This is a genomic window from Mesorhizobium sp. M0052, from assembly GCF_040323255.1.
In the GTDB taxonomy this organism is placed as follows: Bacteria; Pseudomonadota; Alphaproteobacteria; order Rhizobiales; family Rhizobiaceae; genus Mesorhizobium.
In genome coordinates, this window is record NZ_JAMYUS010000029.1 from 50,865 (window position 1) to 72,999 (window position 22,135).

Sequence of the window (22,135 nt, forward strand, 5' to 3'; positions counted from 1 at the left end):
ATGGCGATGCGCGCCGGCAGTGCTGCCGGCGGTGTGAAGTCGAGTGCGCCAACCCTTCGCGCCTCAGCCTTCAGCCAGCCATGGAAGCGCTCGACGGTCGCGAGCTTCGCCTTGTGTGGCGTCGTCGCGAAGTAATAGGAAAACTCGACCGGCTGCGGCGAGCCGAAAGGGCTGACCAGCCGCCCTGCCGCAAGGTCAGGCTCGGCCAGTCGGAATTTGCCGAGACCGATGCCCTTGCCGGCAACCGCGGCGTCGAGTACCAGCGAGGACTGGCTAAGCCGTATGCCGCCGTCGACAAGGCGGCCGGACAGGCCGTTGGATCGCAGCCAGCCCTTCCAGTCGGGGCAACTTGGATCGCGCTCCGGCCCGTCCTCATGCAGGATCGGCGCGTTACGCAGCCCTTCCGGTCCACGGAAGAGGCCGTGCGTGCGGGCAAATTCGGGGCTGCAGACAGGCAGCACCGCTTCCGAGAACAGCCGTTCCGTGATGAGGCCGCTATAGGCGCCCGAGCCGTAGCGGATGACACAGTCGATATCTTCGCTGGCAAAGTCGGCAAGCCTTGTCGATGCATCGACCAGTACTTCGAGTCCGGGCACCGCCTCACGCAGCGCGTCGAGGCGCGGGATCAGCCATTTGCTGGCGAAGGAGGGCGCGACCGACACCTTGATCGGCGCATCCTCCTCGTCGCCGGAAATACGCGCGACCGATTCGACAACGACGTCGAAAGCCTCGGTGAGCCCGGGCATCAGCGCCTGACCGGCCGAGGTCAGCAAAAGCTCGCCCCGGTTGCGCTGGAACAGCGGTTGCCCCAGGTGATCCTCCAGCAGGCGGATCTGCTGGCCGATGGCGGCGGGCGTGACATGGAGTTCTTCCGCCGCTCGCGTAAAGCTCAGGTGGCGGGCGGTTGCGACAAAGGCGCGAAGCGAGGTCAGCGGCGGAAGTCTCGCCAGCGTCGGTCGTAGCTTCCTCGGTTTGGCGCGAATGAGATCAACCATGAGGCGCATTCAACACGTTCGGACCCGGCGCGACGAGGGCGGGCTTTGCGCCAAAGCGCGCGGCGGAAAATTTCGTTTGCCGCAGCGTCGCGCCAGCGGGAACGGAAATCTAAAAAATTGTAATGTCTACTATTCTTGTAGAAATAAGACGGGCAGCACCGATTTGGGTGTCGGTCTGCTTCGCAGGCCTGGAATGAACCAGTCGTGCAAAGCGGCGCTTTCGGCCGACGATAGAAAATCATTCTTCCGGTTTTGCGCGACGGCAGGGATCATTGCGTCGAGGCGCCGGAGTGCGTTCGGCCGCCGGATGCAATCCGTTTTCCGGAGCCCAAGACCATGTCTGTCAATCGTCGTCATTTCAACCAGCTCTTGCTGCTTGGGGGTGCGAGTTTCGCATTGCCCGGCCTTTCCTTTGCAGCCGAAGGCACGCCCGTTCAGGGCGGCACGCTCAACTGGGCCTACTATCCCGATCCGACGTCGCTGATCGCCATCAACACCTCGTCGGGCACCGGCCAGGCGATCGGCCCCAAGGTGAATGAAGGCCTGCTTGATTTCGCCTACGACCTCACCCCGAAACCGCTGCTGGCCACGGAGTGGTCGATCAGCGATGACGGCCTGCGCTACACCTTCAAGCTGCGCCAGGGTGTCAAGTGGCATGACAGCAAGGACTTCACCTCGGAAGATGTTGCCTTCACCATCTTCCGGCTGAAGGAGGCGCATCCGCGCGGCCGCATCACCTACCAGAACGTGACAGCGGTCGAGACGCCCGATCCGCACACCGCCATTGTCGTGCTTTCGAAGCCGGCGCCCTATCTGATCACGGCGCTGAGCAGTTCGGAATCACCGATCGTGCCGAAGCATGTCTACGAAACGTTCAAGCCGGCAGAACAGCCCAAGCTGGAACAGACGATCGGCACCGGCCCCTTCGTTCTCAAGGAATGGGTGCCCGGCAGCCATCTGATCTTCGATCGCAATCCGAACTATTGGGATGCGCCAAGGCCTTACCTCGACCGCGTCGTGCTGCATGTCATTCTCGACCCGGCGGCACGCTCGGCGGCTCTTGAAACCGGCGAGATCGATATCGGCGCCAATCCCGTGCCGCTGGCCGATATCGAGCGGCTGAAGGCCAACCCCGCTTTGGTCGTCGACACCAACACCTATGCCTATTCCGGCCCGCAGCAGCAATTGTTCTTCAACTACGAGAACGAAATCCTGACCAAGCGCGACGTGCGTCTGGCCATCGCCCACGCGATCGACCTGCAGAAGCTGGTCGACATTGCGCTCTATGGCTATGCGCAGGTATCGCCAAGTCCCATCAGCACGGCACTGCCCAAATGGTATGACCCCAGCATCAAGGCGCGCGAACCCGACCCCAAACTGGCGGAGAAACTGCTCGACGATGCCGGCCATCCGCGCGGCGCCGACGGCACGCGCTTTAAGCTCCGGCTCGCCTACAACGCGTTCCTGCCGGCGTCCTATGCCGATTTCATCAGGCAGTCGCTGGCAGTGGTCGGCATCGACGCCGAGATCCTGAAGCTCGATCTGTCGACGTTCCTGAAGACCGTCTACACCGACCGCGCCTGGGACCTGGTGGTTGAGTCGCTGTCGAACACCTTTGATCCGACGCTCGGCGTCCAGCGCGCCTACTGGTCGAAGAATTTCAAGATCGGCCTCGTCTTCTCCAACGCCAGCCACTATGCGAACCCCGAGGTCGACCAGATCCTCGAAGCCGCCGCAATCGAGCCCGACGAAACGAAACGGCGCGAGCTCTGGTACAAGTTCCAGCACATCATCCATGACGACGTGGTGTCGGTCGACCTCGTTGCGGCCGGTGCCCAGATTGTTGCCAACAAGAAGGTCAGGGATTTCGCACCCGGAGCGCAAGGCATCAACAACAGCTTCGCGCAGATCTGGCTCGCGCCAAACGCATAGGCGCTCGGATTGCCTTGCCTTGGATCGGTGCGTGAAACCACCGATCCCGACTTTTCCCCATAAAGACAAATCGCGCAAACGCGGAGTACCGACCATGACCATCAACCGACGCCTGTTCAATCAGTTCCTGCTGCTGGCCGGCGCGAGTACCGCCCTTCCTGCCGGGGCCTTTGCCGAAGACGCCAAGCCGGTGGCGGGCGGCACGCTCAATTTCGTCTACTATCCCGAGCCCAACCAGATCGTTTCCATCAACACCAGCGCCGGTGGACCGGCCACCATCGGGCCGAAGATTTTCGACGGCCTGCTCGCCTACGACTACGACCTCAATCCAAGGCCGCAACTGGCCACCGAATGGTCGATCAGCGATGACGGGCTCGAATATGTCTTCAAGCTGCGGCCGGGGGTGAAATTCAGCGACGGCCATGATTTGACATCGCAAGACGTGGCCTTTTCGATCTCGCGACTGCGTGAAGCGCATCCGCGTGGACGCATCACCTTCCAGAACGTCACCGACATCGACACGTCGGATCCGCATGTGGTGAAGATCAAACTGTCTAAGCCGTCCGCCGCGCTGATCTCGGGGCTGGCCGCGACGGAGTCGCCTGTCGTGCCCAAGCACATCTACGAGAAGCTGAAGCCGGCGGACGATCCGTCCTTTGAGCAGATCATCGGCAGCGGACCGTTCGTGCTCAAGGAATGGGTCAAGGGCAGCCACATCATCGTCGAGAAGAACCCGACCTATTGGGATGCGCCAAAACCCTATCTCGACCGGATCATCTTCCGCTTCATCACCGATCCCGGCGCGCGCGCCGCGGCACTCGAGACGGGTGAAGTCGACATCGGCCCGAACCCGGTGGCGTTTGCCGATCTGGAGCGGTTCAAGGCGCTGCCGCAATTCGTCGTCGATAGCACCGTCTTTGCCTATAGCGGCCCGCTGCACCAGCTGATCATCAACCTGGAAAACCCGATCCTGAAGGAGAAGAAGGTCCGTCAGGCAATCGCGCATGCCATCGATCTTGATGCGATCAATGCCATCGTGTTCTACGGCTATGGCCAAGTGTCGCCGACACCGATCAGCGTCGTCAACAAGAAGTATTTCGATCCCGATGTGAAGGCGGCGACCGTCGATACGGCGCTGTCGGAAAAACTGCTCGACGAGGCCGGTTTCAAGCGCGACGCGGACGGTATCCGCTTCAAGCTCAGGCTCACCAACAACCCCTACAACCCATGGGGCTATGCTGACTTCCTCAAACAGGCGCTAGCCAAGATCGGCATCGACGCCGAGATCCAGAAGTTCGACTTCGGCACCTATGTCAAAACCATCTACACCGATCGCACCTGGGACCTGTCGACGGAATCCTGCGGCAACATCTTTGACCCCAGCGCCGGCGCGCAACGGCTCTACTGGTCGAAGAACATCAAGATCGGACTGCCATTCTCCAACGGCGCGCACTACGAGAACCCTGAGGTCGACCAGCTGCTGGAGGCCGCATCGGTGGAGCTTGACGAGGCCAAGCGCAAGCAGCTGTTCTTCAGGTTCCAGGAGATCATCGCCGACGAGTTGCCGATCATCAATCTGATCGCACCGCCGACCATCATCATTGCCCGCAAGACCGTCAAGAATTACGCGCCGGGTGCTGAAGGCCTGTCGGCCAGTTTCGCAGACGCATATATCGATCCGAACGCCTGAACCCGGCGGACATCAGCAAGAAAAGGGGCCGCGTCTCGACGCGGCCCTTTTCGTTTCTATTGTCCTGAGGTGCAGAACGGTCAGGCCAGAGCACGCAGCCTTGGGCTGGCGCCGACCAGAAGGCCGGCAAGGGCCATGGCTTGCGCCAGCTGTTCGCCGATGGAACTCGATTCCCAGGCGACGCCGCGCAGCGGATGGCCGATGGCAAACAGATTGCCGTGGGTCCTGCCGTTGCCGGAAATCACCTGGCCGTCATGCGTGGCGTCGATGCCGAAGCCGGTCGCATGCGGCCTGACGATGCCGTTCTCCAGCAGGCTCTGGACAAACGGATCGGCGATCCGCCGCCAGTCATGCTCCTGATGGCCCCGGCAGTTGACGACACCGTCGAAACGCAGCCGTTCGACCGCGCCGCTATCGCGCCAGCGGATCTCGGCGACAATGCCGCCGGCTCGCGGATGCAGTGCCAGCACCCGTCCGGCGCCGCCCGCCCAACGGCCTTGGCTTTGCGCCAGTGCGACGCGCTCAAAGCTCGGCGGCGCCGCTCGATGCGCGGTGACGTCCCAGAAAGCGCGCAGATGGCGTGCGAACTTCAGGCGCTCCTTGTCGGTGGCGCCTTGCCACAGAGCCAGGATCCACGGCCGGATCGTCAAAGGCAGCCCTTGCCAGTCCAGCCCGGCGGCCTCGATGGCCCGGCGTTCGGCCTTTACCAAGGCAAGAAGCGCCCTCGTGGTTTTCGGCAGCGGCCGCCCGGCAAGAAAATCGCGCCACGCTTCGGTATTGCGCCGAGGCTCGACGATCTGTCCGCGCCGCGACACGACGCGATAGCTGCCCTTGAAGCCGCGCGCCTCCATGCTGGCGACGACGTCGACCATGCTGAGACTCGAGCCGATCAGCAGCAATTGCCTGCTGCCGGCAAGCCGGTCGAGCGCCGCCAGATTCCAGGGGTTGGCGACATAGCGGGGATCGCCGACGATGGCTGCTTCGGTGGCCGACGGCTCGCTCTGAAAAACACCTGTCGCCAGCACGGCCTCATCGGCCAGCAATTGCTGGCCGTCGCTGGTGCCGACGCAGACTCCGGACGGACCGGTCAGCATGTCGACGGCGGATGCCTTGATGTGGCGCAGCAAGGAACGCGGATCTGCTTCTCTGACGGCTCTGGTCAACTCCGACTGGACATAGCTGCCGAACAGCCAGCGCGGCGGGCTGGAGTCAGGCACATCCGCGGGCGGTGTCCAGCCATGCTTGGGCCCATTCGCCAGGAGCCAGCGGACGAGGTGATCTGGGTCGTCCGGGTGCAGCGAGAAGATGCGCGCCGCGCCGTTGACGAGGTGTTGTGGATCGACGGTGCTGTAGGCGACGCCGCGGCCGAGCTCTGCCCGTCGCTCGATGATGGTGATTGCCAGCGGTTCGGTCGAACGGTCGAGCAGCTTGATCGCGGCAACCGCGCCGGCAAAGCCGCCGCCAATGATGATGATTGAACGAGGGGTCGAACGCGGTGGGGAGGAAGGGGTATGAAACATCAAGGACCTTTGCGACACCGACGGTGCGTGGCTCTAGCCCATCGCTCCCGCGCCGGCCATCGTGCTTTCCCTTAACCCGATGTCAAAAAAGAATAATTGCCAGCTGGCGAAAGGCATTCTTTCGCTCAGTGGGTTTGGCAGGCGCTAGATAGGAACGCCCTTTTGCGATCAACCTGAAAGCCGCTGATGACTGAAGATCGAAAGATAAGGCTTGGCGCTTTCGTCCGCGGACCGGGCCATCATGTCGCTGCCTGGCGCCATCCCGATGTGCCGGCCAATCCGGGCCTGAGTTTTCAGCACTACGCGGACGCCGCGCGCACCGCAGAGCGCGGCCTGTTCGACATGGTGTTTCTTGCCGACAGCCTCAGCGCGCGCAATGGCGAGCAGCCGATCGAGACTTTCGAACGCACCGGCCATGTCGTGCATTTCGAGCCGCTGACGCTGTTGTAGGCGCTCTCGACCATCACGCGGAGGATTGGGCTGGTGGCAACCGCCTCGACCACCTATTGGGAGCCGTTCCACCTGGCGCGGCTGTTTGCCTCGATCGACCATCTGAGCGGCGGCAGGACAGGCTGGAACGTCGTCACCTCGGCCGACGCTCCGGCGGCGGCGAATTTCAGCCGCGACCAGCATCCCGTCCATGCCGACCGCTACGACCGCGCCGAGGAGTTCGTCGCCGTGGCGCAGAAGCTGTGGGACAGCTGGGACGACGATGCCTTCGTCGCCGACAAGGTTTCGGGGATCACCATCGACCGGCATGGCATCCATGCGCCTGACCATGTCGGCCGGCATTTCCGCGTCAAAGGCCCGCTCAACGTCGCCCGCCCGCCGCAGGGCCACCCCGTCATCGTCCAGGCCGGTTCGTCCGATGCTGGCCAGCATTTGGCGGCGCGCACGGCGGAGGTGGTCTTCACCGCTCATCCGACCATCGATTCGGCGCGCGGTTTCTACAGCGAGCTGAAGGGCCGGCTGGGGTCGTTCGGCCGCTCCGCCGACAGCTTGAAGATCATGCCCGGCGTCTTCCCGGTCGTTGCGCCGACGCGCGCGGAAGCCGAAGACAAGTTCGACGCGATCCAACGGCTGGTCGATCCGGTGGTCGGCGTGGCGCTGGTTTCCGGACTGCTCGGTGGCGTCGATCTTTCCGGCCATCCGCTCGACGGGCCGTTGCCGGAACTCGGCAGTTCCGATGCGGTGAAGAGCCGCCTGAAAGTCGTTTCCGAATTGGCCGCGAGCCGGAACCTGACGATCCGGCAATTATATCTCGCCATTGCCGGCGCGCGCGGCCATTTCCAGATCGTCGGCACGCCAAAAGATGTCGCCGACATGATGGAAGAGTGGTTCACCGGCGGTGCGGCGGACGGCTTCAACGTCATGCCGCCGATCCTGCCGACGGGCCTCACCGATTTCGTCGATCTCGTCATCCCGGAGTTGCAGCGGCGCGGCCTGTTCCGCACCGCTTACGAAGGCAGCACGCTGCGCGAGAATCTCGGCCTTGCGCGTCCGGTCCGTGGCGTTGCCGAACATCAGAAGAGGAAGGCCTCGTGAGCGCGAGCACGATCGATTCGAAAATGTTTCGCCAATGGCTGGCCGATGGCGAGGAACTGGCGGTGCTGGATATCCGGGACAGAGCGGCAGTCGGATACGCGTCGCCGCTGTTTGCCACCAATCTGCCGGCGGATCACGTCGAAGCGGAGATCGACCGCTTCATCCCGCGCAAATCGGTGCGCACCGTGCTGGCCGATGACGGCAGCTGCGTTGCCGAGCAACTGTCGAACGGTTGACCGGGCATGGTCGCAGCCAGCTTTTCGCACTGGCCGGTGGAATTCCGGAATGGACGAAAGGCGGTTTGGAAGGCTTGCCGACCTTCGGCACGCCGGGCGTCGATTTTTCGCTGGCGATCCGAGACGCGAAGGGAACGCCGGTCATCACCGTTGATGAACTAGTGGCACTCAAGGGCCAGGGCGCCGACGTGATCGTCCTCGACAGCCCGGACGGTGGCGGAGTTCGACAAGGACCATGTGCCGGGCGCCATCAGCGTGCCGGGTGCCGAACTGGTGCTGCGTTTCGCCGATCTGGGGCCGTCGCCGGACACGCGGGTGATCGTCTCCTGTGCCGGCTTGCCGCGCGCCATCATCGGCGCACAGACGCTGATCGACGCCGGCGTGTCCAACAAGGTTGCTTATCTGCACGACGGCACCAAGGCATGGCGCGAAGCGGGCCGCTCGAAATCGGCAGGACTGCTGCTTATGGTCCAGCCAGCGAGGACGCGAAGCGCTTCGCCGGAGAACACATCGCAAGACTTGCCGAAGGCGACAGCTTTCCGCGCATTTATGCCGCGACCGCGGCGGCATGGCGAAGGACGACAAGCGGACGACCTACCTGCTCGACGTGCGCACGCCGGAGGAGTTCGCCGAAGCGCATATTCCGGGCTCGATCGCGTCGGAGGGCGGGCAGTTGCTCGGCGTCGCCTACCGAACCATCGCCGTGCGCGGCGCTCGTGTCGTGCTCATCGACGACCTGCTCGGCGTCCGCGCCGCGACGACGGCGCACTGGCTGCAACGCCGCGGTTTCGAGATCGCCATCCTGTTGCATGACTTCCAGTCGGCCAGCCTGGACGCGGCGTAGAGGAAGAACTGTCGAGTGATTTTGGAGGCCGCTATTCGGCGGCTTCCTTTTGACGGCGGCGGCCTGAGAGGACATTCTTCTGCATCGCCGTCAGCGAAGACCGCACCGCATTGGCGCCGTGTTCCAGCATCCTCGCCTCATAGTCCGACAACGCTTCGAGGAGTGGTTTGTCGCCGCGTCTGGCGGCCACCAGTTCCGGCACCAGCAGCCCGGCATCATAGATCGCGGTGTTGCCGCCGAGCGCACGGAAATAGGTCATGGCATGGATGGCGTCCCCGAGCAGCGTCACCCGTTTCGTCGGCCACGGATCGACAGGCTCCGAGCTGTGGACATGCAACAGCGCCACCGTCGACGGGTCGGTGTAGCGAATGAGGTTGAGGATGTCCTTGTGCCAGTGGCCGATCTTCGAGATCAGCAAGTCGAGCAGTTCGGCGCCGGAGAGCCTTGCCAGCGCATCGTCCGTGGCGAGCTCATCCTTTTCATACGCGGTGTTCCACCAGACATAGCTGGTGGTGTTGTTGAAATGGAAACCGGCAACGTCCTTGTGGGTGTCGTCGTCCAGCCCGATCAGCCCATATCTACGATAGGCCTCGACATTGACGCGATGGCTGGTGACCATCAGCCCGTGACCTTCCGACGGCCCGATGCCGGCATTGTAGTCGAGCAGCAGCGGGGAGATCTGGTGAAGGGCTGCGGCATGCAGCGTCATCTTGCCGGCCAAGCGCCTGACGCCGGTGTCGAAGCTTCGCGCATGCGGCACCAACTGCTGGCGCACGCGCGAGCGGGCGCCGTCGGCTCCAACCAGCACATCGGCGTGAATTGCCGAGCCATCCTCGAAATGCGCCGTTACCGAGCCGTCCGGCTGCTCTTCGTAGCGTGAAAAGACCTTGCCGTAGCGCACGATGCCGTCGAGGCCAGACAGCAGCACCTGGCGCAGCGTGATGCGGCTCACCGATTTTTCGATGTGGGTATCGTCGATCTCGCCCTGCGCATTGCCGCCACCCCAGGCATCCTCGCCCAAGGTTTCGAAATTCTCGTCGAGCAGGATGTTGCGGTCCGGCGCCTGGCCGAGCGTGGCGACAAAGGCTTCGTAGAGTTCCGGCGGCAGATTGGCGATCAGCGAATCGATGCCGCGCTGGCGGATGCGCAGGCGGAAACCCTGGACATAGTCGGTGCGGGCGCGATCCTTCTCGAAGACGGCGACGCCGATGCCGTTCTTCTTCAGGCCCTGCGCCAGTGTCAGGCCGCCAGGGCCTCCACCGACGATGGCGACTTCGACATGTTCGGATGCCATGACGCCGCTCACCCGACCGCCTTGAGCCTGGGTTTGACAGCAACAGCCGGCGGCTCGGCTACCTGAGGGGCAGCGTGGCGGCTGAGCGCCGCTTTGGCGGCGATCGTGCGGATCATGTGGTTCTGTGGTGCATGCGAGCGCGCGGTCAGCGTATCGCGATGGTGGCGCTCGAGCTGGAAGTCTCTGTTGAGGCCGGGATTGCCGGCAAGCTCCAGCGCCAGCGAGGTGACGGCAACGGCATTGTCGATGACGACATGCCTGACCGTCATGCCGTCGGTGCCGACCGGTCGGCCGGCATCGACATCTTCGGCGAGCGAACGCAGCAGCCGCGTGCTGGTCGCAAGCCGAACCTCGATGTCGCCCAGCCCCGCCTGGATGTGCGGCACCGTCGATAGCGGCGCGCCGAGGCTCGCCGGCGCGTGCGTGGTGACGAAGGAGGCCAGCCGGTCACGGGCCGCGCGGGCCGCACCATGGTAGACAGCGCCGATCAGCGAAAAGAAGAACGCTGTCGGCCCTTCTTCACGTCTCAGCGGTTCAGACGCCGGCTGTGCCTCGGTAATGTCTTCGGCAGGCACCACGACATTGTCGAGGATGACATCGTCGCTGGCGGTGGCCCGCATGCCGGCGGCATTCCATGTCTTTTCGACGCGCAATCCCGGCGCATTGGTCGGCACCAGGAACGAGGCGAGGCGCGGTTGCGGCTCGTCGGTCAGCGCCAGCAAGTTCACCCATTTCAGAATGGGAATGCCGGTGACGTAATTCTTGTGGCCGGATATCCGCCAGACATTGCCGTCGCGCCGGGCAATGGTTTCGGGCGGCTTGCCATGAGCGGGCGAGCCGATCCCCGGCTCGGCCTGCGCGGCGTTGATCAAAGCAGGGCCGAGGCGGCCGGCCTCGACAATCCGCTGCACCAGATGGCGCGGCCATTTGCCGGATTTCCGCAGCGCGTACTGGCTGTTGTAATGCATGGCCAGCACCAGCGCCGTCGACGGCTCGCCACGGCCGATCTCGGCGATCACTGCCTGGGCTTCCATCAGCCCGCCACCGAGGCCCCCATGCTCGCGCGCCGTCACCAGGCCAAGCAGCCCGGCCTGGTGAAGCCGGTCGAAATTGGCGAACGGAAAATCCCCGGTCGCGTCGTGATGCGCGGCGGTCAGCGCGAAGTCGTTGGCAAGGCCGGCTGCCGTGTCGAGGAGTTGTGGAAACTCGGGAATGGTCGAGGTCATGAAGCTGGCTTCCTCTCAGGCGGCGGCGCGAATGGTCACCAGATCGAGCGGCCGGCGATCGACCCATTTCTCGACATCGAAATCGCTGGCGAGAAAACCCCAGTCGCGCAGGAAATTCTTGTAGTGGGAAACCGCCGCGACGAGTTCGGGCTGCAGTCCAAGGCCGAGATGCTTGTGGACATCCGGGCCGTTTGCGGCCAGCACCTGCTCTTCGGTGGCGCCGGATTCGCGAGCGACGAAGCGCCGCGTCTCTTCCGGATGCGCCTCGGCCCAGGCGCTGGCGCGCAGGATCGTCTCGATCAGCCGAGCGACCAGATCGGGGCGTTCTTCGGCCAGCAAATCGTCGACGGTCAGCACGCGCGGCGAACCGGAATTGATGCGGATATTGGGCTCCGGGTGGAAGCCGAATTCGGCGACCTGGATGGCGCCGATCAGATTGGCGACATTGATGCCGGCCGTGCCCTTGACATAGATGGCGTCGACCTCGCCACGGATCAGGGCTGCTGCCTCCTCGCCATAGGCCTGCTTGCGCTTGAGGCCGAACAACGATGGCCCTTCCTGGCTGTCGAGCACACTGTCGGTCAGCGCGATGTCGACGATCTCGACGTCGGCATGGCTGAGGCCCTCGAGCGACAGCGCCGATACCAGGCCCTTCAGCGCCGTCGCCCGCATGAAGTCGACAATGCCTTCCGGACGCCGGGCGATACCGAACCGGCGGCCTTTCAGGTCTCTGGTCGTTTTGATGCCGGAGCCGGGCAAGGCGATGATGGCCTGGAACTCGTCGGTCCAGGTGATGCCGACGAGACGCGTCTTGCGCCCTTCGGAACGGGCACGGATCGGCGGCACGTTGCCGCCGTGGCGGAACGACCAGTCGAGCGTGTGGTTGAAATGGCTTTGGCGGATATCGCGGTTGGGCGAGTCGATGATCGACTTCAATTCGATCCCTTCCTTGCGGAAGGTTTCGTCGAGAAGCCCGAGTTGTGCCGCAAGTCCGACAGGCGTCGGCACCGGGCAGCGTGTGTACCAGATTTCGGAGATCGCAGTCGTGGTCATGATTGCTCCTCAGACGTTGCGCAGGCCGGCCTGCTTCATCAGCGGCAGGATGTTCTCGCCGAAGAATTCGAGATCCGGCTTGAAGTCGAAGAAGGACAGTTGCAGTCCGTCGATGCCGGCGTCCTTGAGCTTGACGAACTGGTCGACGATCTGCTCGGGCGTGCCGATGAGATAGATGTTGCCGCCGACCTTGGCGTAGGGATCGTCACGGCCTTCTCGACCTTTCCAGGCCTGGGCGTCGCTGTTGAAGGTCTGGAAGCCCTTCGGCGTGCGGCTGTCGGCATGGGCGACGATCTGGTCGGCGACCGCCCAGGCTTCCTTCTCGGTCGGACGGCTGATGACCAGCGGGTTGAGCAGCGTGCGCACGGTGCGGCCGACACCGAGGGCCGCGTCCTTTACCTTCTTGGTATGCGCCGGCAGCGCCTCCAGCGCGCTGGCTATGTCTGAGCCGGCCGGGCTGGTGACGAAGACGATGTCGGAGTAACGGCCGGCAAAGGAAATGCCGGCGTCGGAGCCGGTGGCGTTGACCAGGATCGGCCGGCCGTAATTCGGCTTCGGCGTGACAAAGCCGCCGTTGAGCTTCCAGCTCGATTCTCCGGAGAAGGAGAAATTCTCGTCGTCCTGCCACAGCCGCTGCAGCACTTCGACAAACTCGGCGGCGAGTTCGTAGCGGCGGTCATGCTCGATGCGGTTCCAGCCGAACATCTCGTGTTCGACGGCGCGATGGCCGGTGACCACATTGATGCCCCAGCGGCCGCCGGAGATGTGGTCGAGAGTAGCGCCGAATTTCGCCAGATGCAGCGGATGCCACGGGCCGTAGAGAACATGCATGGTCGAGATCAGCATGATCCTCTTGGTGATCGCGGCCATGGCTGCGATGGACACGAAACTGTCAAGCGCCTGGCCGTTGAAGACACCGCCATAACCACCCTTGGGCAGCCATTGGCTGAGGGCAAAGACAAGGTCGAAGCCAAGCTCTTCCGCCCTGAGCGTCAGGTCGCGATTGTAGTCGAAGCGCCAGTCGGTCGAACGCTCCAGGGTCGAGTTGGTCCAACCACCGGCCTGGATCGGCAGGAACAGCCCGAGCAGCACCGGCTGCTGAAGCGCTTTCGACAGCGGGCTGTCGGGATAATCGGTGGGCGCCCTGAAGAAGGGCGTGCCGACGATGGAACCAGGCTTATGGGCGAGCGTCATGGCGAACTTTCTCGGATGGAGGCAGGGAACCCGTGCGTGAAGACCGCGCACGGGTTTGGCGGATCAGGCGACGATGTGGGCTGTTGCGAGGGAGCCGGCATTGCCCTCGGCGCCCACCGTGTGGTCGGCGATGCGCTTGTTGTAGAGGGTGATTTCCGGCTGGCTGACGATGCCGATGTCGGGCAGGTCCTCGACCAGGATCTGCTGGATCGCGGCCCATTGCTCGAAGCGCTTTTCGTGGTCGACCTCGACAGCGGCCGCTTCAAGGAGTTCATCGACCTTGGGGTTGCTGTATTTCGAGCCATTCGAGAACGGCACGCCCGGCTTGAAATTCTTCGACCAGTAGAGGCGCTGCACGCCGACCGTCGGGTCGAACAGATTGCTCATGCCGTTGAAGGTGAAGTCGAAATCGCGGTCGGTGTAGATGCGCTTGGTGTAGGTGGCGAAATCCTGGCTGCGCACGGTGACCGCGATCCCGACCGCGGACAGCGCCTGCTTGATGTAGTCGGCGCCGCGCTTGTAGGTCTCGCCGCTCGGGACATAGTCGTGGACAAGGTTGAGGCGGGTGCCGTCGGCACCGCGTTGCAAGCCTGCTTCGTCGAGCAGTTTCTCGGCGGCAGCAATGTCGACCGGATAGGTCTTCAGGTCGGCGACGAACCACTTCTTCAGATTGGGATTGATCGGGCCCGGAATGGTCGCGCCATAGCCGTAGTTGATGGTGTCGCGGATGATGTCGCGGTCGATGACATGGGCGAAGGCGCGGCGGACGCGAACATCCTGGAAATAGGGTTTCTCCAGGTTGAACTCGACCCGGCTGATGCCGTTGGAATACTGGTAACCCTGCTTCTCGAAGCCGATATGCGGCAGCGTTTCGAAGCGCTGCAAATCGCTGTACGGGATCGGCGTTGCCGGCGCCAGGTCGATCTCGCCGGTCTCGAGCGCCAGTGCGCGTCCCGAGGCGTCCGGAATGAAACGCACGATCAGCCGGTCGAGATAGGGGCGCGGTGCATCCCAATAGCCGGGGTTGCGTTCGTAGACGATGTGGCTGCCGCGGACCCATTCCTTGAAGACGAATGGGCCGGTGCCGATCGGAGCCGTGTTGACCGGATTCTCGGCGGCCTTGCTGCCGTCATAAAGATGCTTCGGCACGATCGGCGTTTCGGCCGCGGCCAGCGCCGTGATCAGGTAAGGTGCCGGCTTCGACAGAACCAGCGTCACGGTCAGCGGATCCGGCGTCTGGATATCGACAAGGTTGAGGAAGGTGTTGCGGCCGCGCGGATGAACCTCCTTAATCGTGGCGATCGAATAGGCGACGTCGGCAGCGGTGAATGGCTGGCCGTCATGCCACTTCACGCCTTCGCGCAGCTTGAATGTGTATTGCAGGCCATCGTCGCTGACCGACCACTGCCTGGCCAGCGATGGCCGCGGCGTGAGATCGAAATCATAGGTCAGCAGGCCCTCGGTGGTCTTTGCCGAGACGTAGACCGAATTGAATGCGGTGTGGGCGATCGTCGTCAGCACCGGCGGCTCGGCCGAGAGCAGCAGCGTCGCCGTCCCACCCTGTTTCGGCTCGGCTGCGTAGGCATTGCGCGATGCGGGCAACAGGGTGGCTCCGAGCACTGTCGCCGAAAGGCCGAGGAACCTGCGGCGGTTCGGAGTGAGGAAATGAGACATGGTGCCCTGGTCCTTTTTTGCTGCCGGCATCAATCGGCCGGTCGTCGGCAGCCGGGTGAAAAATCCATCGTTCCAAGAGCCGGCCCGTTTGTGAAAAGATTTGGCCGCCGCGCTCCCGCACTTAAGATTTCATACTTCAAATGGCTTTTTTTGTAGCATGAAACAAAATTCTATTCTGCAGTTTCGCCATTTGCAGAACAAAATTTCTTAGATCAGGTTTGACAACGTCTATAAATCTTGTCAACTAAAAAGCACGGAACTTCCGGGAAACAGTAAACCCGCATCGTCAGCCACAGCCGGGATAGCGAAAACGATGTCGACCCTGACGCGCATTGGCAGAACCTTCCGGCGCACGGCCATCCAGGCGGTGCCAACCGTTCTGGGCATCGTCATCCTGAACTTCTTCCTGCTGCAGCTTGCGCCGGGCGATGCTGCCGACGTCATGGCCGGCGAGGCCGGTTCGGCCACGGTGGAAACCATGGCTGCGCTGCGCGAGCGCTTCGGGCTCGACAATCCGCTGCTCGTCCAGCTGTTCAACTATCTCTACAACCTGGCGCATTTCAGTCTCGGCTTTTCGCCGCGCTACGGCATGCCGGTCGCCGACCTGATCGGCCAGCGGCTGCCGGGCACACTGTTGCTGATGGCGGTGGCGCTGAGTATCGCCATCGCACTCGGTCTCGTCCTCGGATCGTTGATGGCGGTGTTTTCGGGACGCCTGCCGGATCGTCTGCTTTCGGTCGTTTCGCTGCTGTTCTATTCGATCCCGGGCTTCTGGATCGGCTTGATGCTGATCGTGCTGTTCTCGGTCAAGCTCGGCTGGCTGCCGAGCGGCGGTTCGGGAACCATCGGCAGCAATCTGACCGGTCTCGCCGGCCTGTGGGACAAGGTGCGCTACATGATCCTGCCGGCGCTGTCGCTGGCACTGTTCTACGTGGCGATCTATGCGCGGCTGACGCGTGCGGCGATGCTGGAAGTCCAATCGCAGGACTATGTGCGCACCGCCGCCGCCAAGGGCTTGTCGCCAACCATCATCACCATCCGCCATGTCCTGCGCAACGCGCTGATCCCCATCACCACCATGGCCGGCATGCATGTCGGCGGCATGCTTGGCGGCGCCGTGGTTGTCGAGACCGTCTATTCCTGGCCCGGCCTCGGGCGCCTCGCCTTCGAGGCGGTCATGGGCCGCGATTTCACGGTGCTGCTCGGCATCCTGCTGCTGTCGTCGCTGCTGGTCATCGTCGCCAATGCGACGGTCGATCTGCTGCACGCCTGGCTCGATCCCCGCATCGGAGTGCGCTGAATGGCTTCAACCGATTTCGTCGCGGGCGACGCCCGCTCCCGCCGCGCCTATGCCGAGGCTCGCGAGCCTGCGGCACCGGCTGAACCCGAGGCGAAGAGCTGGAGCAATCTTCACGCGCCCGACGCGCGCTCCGCCTCTGCGGCGTCGGTACCGATTGCAGCCGGCGGCCGGGCGCTGAGGATTTTCCTCCGCAATCCCAACGCCATGTTCGGCGTGGTGTTCCTGTCGCTGGTCGTGCTCGCAGCATTGCTGGCGCCCGTCGTTTATCCGGCCGATCCGCTGTCGATGGTGGCGCGGCCCTTCCTTTGGCCGGGGCAGAATCCTGGCTTTCCGCTGGGCACCGATTCCATGGGCCGCGACGTGCTTTCCGGCATTCTGCACGGTGCGCGGATTTCGCTGTTCGTCGGCCTGGTGGCGACAGCACTTGGCCTGAGCTTCGGCATCCTTGTCGGCGCCACCGCCGGCTATTTCGGCGGCTGGATCGATGACGTGCTGGTGCGCCTGATCGAGATCTTTCAGACCATACCGAGCTTCGTGCTTCTGGTCGTCATGGTGGCGATCGCGCAACCGACGGCGCTTGTCGTGACGGTGGCGATCGCCGTCATCACCTGGCCGACGGTGGCGCGGCTGACCCGCGCCGAATTCCGCGCCATTCGCGAAAAGGATTTCGTCATGGCCGCGCGCAGCCTCGGCTATGGCCATGCCCGCATCATCTTTCGGGAGATATTGCCAAACGCGCTGCCGCCTTTGATCGTGACCTCGTCGGTGATGGTGGCAACCGCAATCCTGATGGAATCGGCGCTGTCCTTCATGGGCCTCGGCGATCCCAATGTCGTCAGTTGGGGTTCGATGATAGGAGCGGGCAGGGAGTTGATCCGCACCGCCTGGTATCTGACAGCACTGCCGGGGCTTGCGATCGTCTTCACCGTGCTGGCGCTGAACTTGATCGGCGACGGCCTCAACGACGCGCTCAACCCGCGCTTCTTGCAGGAGCGCTAGAGATGGCCGCTGCTTTGCTCAAGGTCGACAATCTGACGGTTCGCTTCCCGAGCACCGAGCCGGTCAGCCGGCTGAGTTTCGAGGTCGGCGAAGGCGAGACGCTGGCGATCGTCGGCGAATCGGGCTCCGGCAAATCGCTGACAGCACTTGCCCTGATGCAGCTTCTGCCGCGCTCGGCGAAGATCCCCAATGGAAGGATCGAGTTCGCCGGCAGGGATCTGCTCGGTCTCGACCAGAAGGCGATGCGGAACCTGCGCGGGCGCGAGATCGCCATGATCTTCCAGGAGCCGATGACGTCGCTCAACCCGGTGCTGACCATCGGCCGGCAGATCACCGAGGTACTGACGCTGCACGAAGGCATACGCGGCAAGGCAGCGCGGAACCGTGCCATCGAGCTTCTCAATCTGGTGCGTATTCCCGATCCGCAGCGGCGCATCGACGACTATCCCCACCAGCTTTCCGGTGGCATGCGCCAGCGAGTCATGATTGCCATTGCCGTTGCCTGCCGTCCGCGCCTGCTGATTGCCGACGAACCTACGACGGCGCTGGATGTGACCATCCAGGCGCAGGTGCTCGACCTGCTCGATACGCTGCGCCGCGAACTGTCGATGGCTGTCGTGCTCATCACCCACGATCTCGGCGTCGTCGCGCAGTGGGCCGACAAGGTCGTCGTCATGTATGCAGGACGCAAGGTTGAACAGGCGCTGCCCGGCGCGCTGTTCAGAACCCCGCTCCATCCCTATACGCGCGGCCTGCTGGCCGCTTCGCCAAGGCTGAAGACCAATCTGCACTACCGCGACGCCAGGCTGACGGAGATACCCGGCAGCATCGTCTCGGCCGCTGGCGAGAAAGGCTGCCCGTTCCGGCCGCGCTGCGCGGTGGCGCGCGATAGCTGCGCCCATTTCGTGCCCGACCTCGTCGAGGTGAGCGAGGATCGCCTCGTCGCCTGCCCCTACAGCTTCATTCCGGAGGTTGCGCATGGCGCTGCTCTCGGTCTCTGACCTCTCCACGCATTTCCATGCTCAGGGTGGTGCGTTGCGCGCCGTCGACGGCGTCTCGCTCGAGGTCGGACGCGGCGAAACGGTTGGCCTCGTCGGCGAAAGCGGCTGCGGAAAATCGAGCCTCGGCAAGACGATCATGCGGCTGGTCGATCCGACCAGCGGCAAGATCGAGTTCAACGGCACCGACATCACCGTTCTCGACGCCCGCCGGCTGAAGGCGGCGCGCCGCAACATCCAGATGATTTTCCAGGATCCGTTCGCGTCGCTCAACCCGCGCCACACGATTGGCGACATCCTGACCGCGCCGCTGAAAGTCCATAGCATCGGCAACAAGGCCGAGCGGCGCAAGATTGTAGAGGATATAATCGAGCGCGTCGGTCTGCCCAAGGATTCGCTTGGCCGCTACCCGCATGAATTTTCCGGTGGTCAGCGCCAGCGCATCGGCATCGCCCGGGCACTGATCCTCAATCCGGAACTGGTCGTCTGCGACGAGCCGGTGTCGGCACTCGACCTTTCGATCCAGGCCCAGATCCTCAACCTGCTGGTCGACATGAAACGGCAGCTCGGCCTGTCCTACCTGTTCATCTCGCATGATCTGTCGGTGGTCCGCTATTTCGCTGACCGGGTGCTGGTCATGTATCTCGGACGCATCGTCGAAAGCGCCGACAATGCGACGCTGTGGACCTCGCCAAAACATCCCTACACGCGCGCACTGATGGACGCCGTGCCGGACCCGGTGCGCCGGCGTCAGGCAGCGCCGATCCATGGCGATCTGCCGAGCCCGCAGAACATCCCCAGCGGTTGCCGTTTCCACACGCGCTGCCCGCTGGCGACGGATCTCTGCCGTTCGCAGGAGCCTGCATTCCGGGCGATCGCGGCGGGGCATCACGTCGCTTGCCACTACGCCGAACCAACCCTCAACTGAAAGTTCAACGGAGCAAAACAATGTCCGATTACCGCTATCTCGGCCGCAGCGCCCTGAAGGTTTCCCCGCTCAGCCTTGGCACCATGATGTTCGGCGGGCCGACCGAGGAGACGGTCGCGCACCGCATCATCGACAAGGCGCGCGAGCAAGGCGTCAATTTCATTGACACCGCCGACGTCTACCACAATGGCAAGTCCGAGGAAGTTGTTGGCCGCGGCATCAAGGCGACGCGCGATCATTGGGTGGTGGCGACCAAATTCGTCAACTCGCATGACAAGGGTCCCAATCTCGGCGGCCATTCACGCAAATGGGTGATCCAGACCGTCGAGAACAGTCTGAGGCGCCTGGGAACAGACTACATCGACCTGTTCTATTTCCACCGCGCCGTCTTCGATGCGCCGCTGGAGGAGCCGGTGCGGGCCATCGCCGACCTGATCCGCCAGGGCAAGCTGCGCTATTTCGGCGTGTCGAACTTCCGTGGCTGGCGCATCGCCGAAGTCGCGCATCTCGCCGATGAACTCGGCATCGACCGGCCGGTGGCCAGCCAGCCGCTCTACAACATCGTCAACCGCACCGCCGAGGCCGAGCAACTGCCGGCGGCAGCCTATTTTGGTCTTGGTGTCGTCTCCTACAGCCCGCTGGCGCGCGGCGTGCTGACCGGCAAATACGAGCCCAACCAGGCGCCAGCCGCCGACACTAGGGCCGGGCGTGGCGACAAGCGTATCGCCGAGACCGAGTGGCGCCCGGAATCGATCGAGATCGCCAGGCAGATCGCGGCGCACGCAAAGTCGCGCGGTGTCTCGGCCGCCGATTTCGCGCTGGCCTGGGTGCTCAACAACCGGCTGATCACGGCGGCGATCGCCGGTCCGCGCACTGAGGAACAGTGGGACAGCTACGCCAAGGCGCTGGACTTCAGGCTGACCGCCGAGGACGAGGCCTTTGTCGACCGCCTCGTCACCGCCGGCCATGCCTCGACGCATGGGTTCAACGATCCGAGCCATCCGGTCGAAGGCCGTGTGCCGCGTTCCGAGCCGGCCGCACCGATCCCGCTGACGCGGCCTCTGCGCGCCGCCTGACGGTCAGCTGTGGACTGGCGGGGCCGGCGGCCCCGTCAGAGTCTCCAATCATTTCGCACAGATGAGAGAGACCACGAATTTCCATGTCGAACGGCTGCGCCAGAACATCGTCGTGTTGTCAGGCAACACCCATAGGCCGTCGAAATCACGGAGGCTGGCGCATCATCTGGGTGAGGCACTGCGCGAAAAACTGTCGGTCACAGTGAATTTCCTCGATCTCGTCGATGCCGGCCGCGGTCTGGGTGCTGCGTTCACGCGTAAGGAATCGACGCCGGAGGCGCTGGATGTGGTGGCCGCGGTCGAACAAGCCGACGCGCTGATCGTGACGACGCCGGTCTATAATGGTTCCTATGCTGGCCTGTTCGACCTCATCGATCCGCTGGCACTCGTCGATCGCCCAGTCCTGATCGGCGCGACGGGAGGCGGCCAGCGCCACGCGCTGGTGGTCGAACACCAGCTTCGCCCGCCGTTCGGCTTCTATTCGGCGCTGAGGGTGCCGAGCGTCGTCTATGGCAGCGACAGCGATTTTGCCGACGGCAAGCTTTTGGATCCAACGGGCCTGGGCTGGCCGCACAGGCCGTGGACCAGTTCGCGACGTTGCTTTCAGCGCGGCAGCCGAAGAGCCAACCGGTCAGGCTGGCTTCAGGCTGACGGGTATCGGGCTCGGCCAGGTGCCGGCTGCCTCGGCAAACGGAACTAAGGGGTTCGGGAAGGTCGTGAACATCTTTTAGTGTAGTAGGGTGATGGCTGCCTGGAAGTTTCGCTATTCGTGCTCCATCTGAAGGCCAAACACCGAGCGTTCGGTGCTTTGGCCGTCCTCGGAACCATACGGAACGATGCGGGAAGATTTCTGATTTTTGCCCGCGAAAAACCCAACAAAATCGACGATTTTCGTTCGCCCTCCGGGCCTACCAGTCGCCTTGATGAACAAGGCTTTGCGTCGAGGGTAGACAACCTGGTTAGACAGTCGGTCAGACAAACCGCTTCAGAAGCTTCGCCATGCCCTCCACGGCGAGCCGCTCCTGCTCCGTATCGACTTTTTTATTGAAATCCCGAATTCGGTGGCCTTACAAGACCGATGTTGCCATTGCTCGTAGGTCGGCTGTGATGGATAACGTGGTTCCATTCCGCAAGGCCGTGCCTTGCGTCGAAGTGACAGAAACCTGCGGCGAATGGTTCGTCCGCGTGGTTGAGAAAGATCAGGAAATTGCCAGGTCATTCAATCAGGAATCGTTCGCGTTGTCCTTTGCAGAAGGCCAGCGGATACGCCTAGGGCTAGCGAAGGTCGTGCGCCTGTAGGGCGCTGTGGGGCGGCATTGTAGGCATTCAAGCATGAGCGGAACCTAATTTGCAGCCGCAAATTAATGTCCAATGAATGAACTCCCAAACCGGAAAAAACTCGTGCCTGACCCTCAACCTCGGCGCGGCTCCAACAAAGGTGTGTTGCTAGCGGCTGCAGCGCTGCTGTTTGCCTTTCTCGCTCTTATTCTGTTTGGGTTTTTTCAGTAAGTGCGCGCGGCGCCGGCTTCCTAGAGAGGGCAGAGCACGGTTGTGTGCGTCAAGTTCTGCAAAATGGGCGATCATGATGCTGGTCATGCGGCTTGGCGCAGAGCGAGCTTCTTGTGCTCGCG

General features: G+C 63.2%; 16 protein-coding genes and 3 pseudogenes. 11 read left to right on the plus strand and 8 right to left on the minus strand.

The window, feature by feature from the left end; genetic code table 11:
- Window positions 1-65: 65 nt before the first annotated feature.
- Window positions 66-1,004 (minus strand): annotated as a pseudogene (gene gcvA / locus NKJ77_RS28715) (transcriptional regulator GcvA); the annotation flags it as partial.
- A 327-nt stretch (window positions 1,005-1,331) separates the two neighbouring features.
- On the opposite strand from gcvA, the gene NKJ77_RS28720 reads away from it, so the two are divergent.
- Both NKJ77_RS28720 and NKJ77_RS28725 read left to right on the plus strand, forming a co-directional pair.
- Window positions 1,332-2,927 carry an ABC transporter substrate-binding protein gene (locus NKJ77_RS28720; protein ID WP_023824720.1) on the plus strand — a complete coding sequence of 532 codons (1,596 nt, stop codon included), beginning with the start codon at window positions 1,332-1,334 and terminating at the stop codon, window positions 2,925-2,927.
- Between the two features lie 94 nt (window positions 2,928-3,021).
- Window positions 3,022-4,617, plus strand: a complete 1,596-nt coding sequence (locus NKJ77_RS28725) for an ABC transporter substrate-binding protein (RefSeq protein WP_023830923.1) — start codon at window positions 3,022-3,024, stop codon at window positions 4,615-4,617.
- 80 nt (window positions 4,618-4,697) lie between these two features.
- Here the strand turns inward: NKJ77_RS28725 and NKJ77_RS28730 are convergent, their stop codons facing one another.
- Window positions 4,698-6,137, minus strand: a complete 1,440-nt coding sequence (locus NKJ77_RS28730; protein WP_352536148.1) for an FAD/NAD(P)-binding protein — start codon at window positions 6,135-6,137, stop codon at window positions 4,698-4,700.
- Window positions 6,138-6,320: 183 nt separating this feature from the next.
- Between NKJ77_RS28730 and NKJ77_RS28735 the strand changes: the two are divergent.
- Together NKJ77_RS28735 and NKJ77_RS28740 are read left to right on the plus strand one after the other, a co-directional pair.
- Window positions 6,321-7,682: pseudogene (locus NKJ77_RS28735) on the plus strand (LLM class flavin-dependent oxidoreductase).
- Window positions 7,679-8,762, plus strand: a pseudogene (locus NKJ77_RS28740) (rhodanese-like domain-containing protein). Before NKJ77_RS28735 ends, NKJ77_RS28740 begins: the two co-directional pseudogenes overlap by 4 nt.
- Window positions 8,763-8,793: 31 nt before the next feature.
- Here NKJ77_RS28740 and NKJ77_RS28745 read toward each other — a convergent pair.
- The 5 genes from NKJ77_RS28745 to NKJ77_RS28765 all read right to left on the minus strand — a co-directional run bounded on the left by NKJ77_RS28745 (window position 8,794) and on the right by NKJ77_RS28765 (window position 15,203).
- The gene (locus tag NKJ77_RS28745; RefSeq protein ID WP_023830919.1) at window positions 8,794-10,056 is read right to left on the minus strand and encodes an FAD-dependent oxidoreductase; all 1,263 of its coding nucleotides are present in this window, start codon (window positions 10,054-10,056) and stop codon (window positions 8,794-8,796) included.
- 8 nt (window positions 10,057-10,064) lie between these two features.
- Window positions 10,065-11,282 (minus strand): acyl-CoA dehydrogenase family protein, encoded by a 1,218-nt coding sequence (locus NKJ77_RS28750; protein WP_023727399.1) that lies wholly within the window; start codon window positions 11,280-11,282, stop codon window positions 10,065-10,067.
- Between the two features lie 15 nt (window positions 11,283-11,297).
- Window positions 11,298-12,335: an ABC transporter substrate-binding protein gene (locus NKJ77_RS28755; protein ID WP_023830918.1), complete on the minus strand. Its 1,038-nt coding sequence runs from the start codon at window positions 12,333-12,335 to the stop codon at window positions 11,298-11,300.
- A gap of 9 nt (window positions 12,336-12,344) precedes the next feature.
- Entirely contained in the window at window positions 12,345-13,529 is a 1,185-nt protein-coding gene (locus tag NKJ77_RS28760) for an LLM class flavin-dependent oxidoreductase (RefSeq protein ID WP_023670870.1), read from the minus strand.
- A gap of 63 nt (window positions 13,530-13,592) precedes the next feature.
- Entirely contained in the window at window positions 13,593-15,203 is a 1,611-nt protein-coding gene (locus NKJ77_RS28765; protein WP_023830917.1) for an ABC transporter substrate-binding protein, read from the minus strand.
- 313 nt (window positions 15,204-15,516) lie between these two features.
- Between NKJ77_RS28765 and NKJ77_RS28770 the strand changes: the two genes are divergently transcribed.
- From NKJ77_RS28770 to NKJ77_RS28800, 7 genes are all read left to right on the plus strand, one after another.
- A complete protein-coding gene (locus NKJ77_RS28770) occupies window positions 15,517-16,503 on the plus strand; it encodes an ABC transporter permease (protein ID WP_023670872.1) in 987 nt (328 codons plus the stop codon).
- Window positions 16,504-17,502 (plus strand): ABC transporter permease, encoded by a 999-nt coding sequence (locus NKJ77_RS28775; RefSeq protein ID WP_023670873.1) that lies wholly within the window; start codon window positions 16,504-16,506, stop codon window positions 17,500-17,502.
- A gap of 2 nt (window positions 17,503-17,504) precedes the next feature.
- Window positions 17,505-18,503: an ABC transporter ATP-binding protein gene (locus tag NKJ77_RS28780; protein WP_023670874.1), complete on the plus strand. Its 999-nt coding sequence runs from the start codon at window positions 17,505-17,507 to the stop codon at window positions 18,501-18,503.
- A complete protein-coding gene (locus NKJ77_RS28785; RefSeq protein ID WP_023670875.1) occupies window positions 18,481-19,428 on the plus strand; it encodes an ABC transporter ATP-binding protein in 948 nt (315 codons plus the stop codon). The genes NKJ77_RS28780 and NKJ77_RS28785 overlap by 23 nt, the downstream gene beginning before the upstream one ends.
- A gap of 20 nt (window positions 19,429-19,448) precedes the next feature.
- Window positions 19,449-20,504, plus strand: coding sequence for an aldo/keto reductase (locus tag NKJ77_RS28790; protein WP_023670876.1), 1,056 nt, complete (start codon window positions 19,449-19,451; stop codon window positions 20,502-20,504).
- Between the two features lie 61 nt (window positions 20,505-20,565).
- A complete protein-coding gene (locus tag NKJ77_RS28795) occupies window positions 20,566-21,204 on the plus strand; it encodes an NAD(P)H-dependent oxidoreductase (protein ID WP_023670877.1) in 639 nt (212 codons plus the stop codon).
- A gap of 407 nt (window positions 21,205-21,611) precedes the next feature.
- Window positions 21,612-21,803 carry a hypothetical protein gene (locus NKJ77_RS28800; protein ID WP_023670878.1) on the plus strand — a complete coding sequence of 64 codons (192 nt, stop codon included), beginning with the start codon at window positions 21,612-21,614 and terminating at the stop codon, window positions 21,801-21,803.
- 147 nt (window positions 21,804-21,950) lie between these two features.
- Here the strand turns inward: NKJ77_RS28800 and NKJ77_RS28805 are convergent.
- Window positions 21,951-22,135: hypothetical protein (locus tag NKJ77_RS28805; protein ID WP_352536149.1), on the minus strand; the 185-nt coding region annotated here is incomplete at its 5' end.